Here is a 2509-nt window from a genome sequence, read left to right on the forward strand (position 1 = left end):
GTAGAGAGGGAATTGAACCCTCACGGCTCTTGCGAGCCTCAGGATTTTAAGTCCTGTGCGTCTGCCAGTTCCGCCATCCACCCATACCTGCTATCTAAAAACTTTCGTTATTATATCAAATTCTTTTTATACTTGCAACCTATTTTTTATCTTCTTTCTTTTCTTTAAAAAGTTCGGCAATTCCCGCAATTGATGCGGTTACACCGGATGTTTCCAAAGGTAAAAATATTTTACTTGCTTTGCCGTCTGCAACTTTACCTAACATTTCCAAATATTTTACTGCCAACAAATCGTTTGTAGGGTTACCCTGATGTATTGCACTGTAAACGGTATCTATTTCATATTTTTGTGCATCGGCAACTCTTTTTATTGCTTCGGCTTGTCCTTCGGCAATTAAAATTGATTTTTGTTTTGCCGCTTCCGATTCCAATATCACTGCCTGTTTTTCCCCTTCGGCTTTAAGTATCGCGGATTGTCTGAAACCTTCGGCTTCCAAAATATTTGCTCTTTTTTCTCTTTCGGCTTTCATTTGTTTAGACATAGAATCGGTTATATCACGAGGAGGATCAATTTTTTGTATTTCAACTCTTGTTATTTTTACACCCCATTTATCGGTTGCCTCATCCATAACAGCCCTTAACTGATTATTTATTTTTTCTCTTGATGTAAGGGTGGAATCGAGTTCCATATCACCGATAACGTTTCTTAAATTTGTTTGTGCAAGTTTTAACGCCGCAAGTGCAAAATTTGCAACATTATAAACAACTTTAACCGGGTCGGTTATTTGGAAGTAAATTATGGCATCAACGGTTACGGTAACATTATCTTTTGTAATAACATTTTGAGGAGCAACATCCATAACCTGCTCCCTCATATCCACTTTTCTTAAAGTTTGAAATATTGGTATTATTATTGTAACACCGGCACCGACGGTTGATGAATATTTACCCAACGTTTCAACCAAACCCTTTTCATATTGTTGAACAATTCTAACTCCGTTTGATATCAGCAAAAAAACTACAACAACGGCTGCTATTGCTAATGCTATCATTTTATTCTCCTTTTATTTTTTCAACAATCAATTTTGTTCCGTCTATTGAATTTATTTTAACTGTTGAACCTGTTTCAACAGTTTCGTTACTTACTGCCAACCAAATTTCCCCGGAAATTTTTATTTTTCCCGCATTTGACGGTGAAATTTGTTCAACAACCAAACCGGTTGAGCCAACAATCGCATCCACGTTTGTTTTTTCCAATTTTTTTGATTTAAAATATTTTATCACCGACGGTCTTATTAAAAATATTGAAAGCAACGAAAAAATACAAAATATTATTATTGAAGTAAACAGAGAATTCCCGACCAAAACGGCAATTGCCGCAAACAGAGCGCCTACGGAAAAACATAAAAAGAAAAATGTTCCCGGTGTAATTATTTCAAATGCCAAAAAAGCAAGAAATGCAATCATCCACCAAATATATAAGGACATACAACCTCCAAAATCGCTTTGCAATTTAACAACAGCTGATTCAGAAAATGCTTTGCATTTTCTTAGCTGAGCCGGGAACTTCGTTCCCTCAGCTGATAGTTTTCGGTAAAAATTCACAAAGTTAATTTTTGACCAAATATACGGTTTTTCGCTGTAGCAAAAAACCCATTAAACTTTAAGCTTTCAGCTATAAGCTATAAGCTCAATTAAAAATTTGTGAAGCAAATTTTTAATTGATAAGTTTAATTCTTTTTAAAGGCCAATAAACTATCAATGCTTTACCCTTTAAATATTTATCGGGTAACGGTCCCCAATACCTTGAATCAAAAGAATAATCCCTATTATCACCGAGTGCCATATAATGCCCTTCGGGAACAACAACAGGACCGAAATTATCTCTTATAAATGCAGGGGAAACCGTTGCAAGTTCGCCGTTTTCCCAAGCTTTTTGATATTCTTCCCGTGTTTTAAACAAATTAAAAGAATTATATAAATTTTCATCCGCATGTTGAACATAAGGTTCGTCAATTTCAATATCGTTTACAAAAAGTTTTTTATTTTTTATTTCAACTTTATCTCCGGCAAGCGCCATACATCTTTTAATGTAATCTTTTTTTACATTATTCATTTGTTCAACGGGTGTTAATGCCTGCGGCGGGCATTGAAAAATAATAACGTCACCGTGTTTAGGTTGTTTTAACGGTAATACTCTTTTACCGTCGGAGAAAGGGACTCTTAAACCGTATATGAATTTTGTCGCAAAAAGATGGTCACCTTCAAGAAGTGTTACGCGCATACTGCCGGTAGGAATTTTAAATGCTTGTATTACAAAATACATTATTATGGAAGCTATTATAAGAGCCGTCCATAAAGTATCAACCCAAGAATAAACCTCTGTAAATGCTCTGTTAGGTTTTTGCCCCTTAAACAATTTATTTTTTGCTAGTTGCATAATGCCAGCAATCACTAAAAATATACATCCTGCTACAAATAATTTAATTTCCATTTTATAATCCTAATTA

3 protein-coding genes are annotated in these 2509 nt (G+C 34.8%); all 3 read right to left on the minus strand.

Annotated elements, in window-relative coordinates:
• Window positions 1-139: 139 nt before the first annotated feature.
• The 3 genes from ACMUOV_RS03565 to lepB all read right to left on the minus strand — a co-directional run bounded on the left by ACMUOV_RS03565 (window position 140) and on the right by lepB (window position 2493).
• On the minus strand, window positions 140-1051 hold the full coding sequence (locus ACMUOV_RS03565) for an SPFH domain-containing protein (RefSeq protein WP_413853742.1): 912 nt from the start codon (window positions 1049-1051) through the stop codon (window positions 140-142).
• A 1-nt stretch (window position 1052) separates the two neighbouring features.
• Window positions 1053-1487, minus strand: coding sequence for an NfeD family protein (locus ACMUOV_RS03570; RefSeq protein ID WP_413853743.1), 435 nt, complete (start codon window positions 1485-1487; stop codon window positions 1053-1055).
• 229 nt (window positions 1488-1716) lie between these two features.
• Entirely contained in the window at window positions 1717-2493 is a 777-nt protein-coding gene (gene lepB, locus ACMUOV_RS03575; protein WP_413853745.1) for a signal peptidase I, read from the minus strand.
• Window positions 2494-2509 lie beyond the last annotated feature (16 nt).

Origin of the sequence: Candidatus Ruminimicrobium bovinum (assembly GCF_902760015.1) — a bacterium.
In the GTDB taxonomy this organism is placed as follows: Bacteria; Elusimicrobiota; Endomicrobiia; order Endomicrobiales; family Endomicrobiaceae; genus Ruminimicrobium; species Ruminimicrobium bovinum.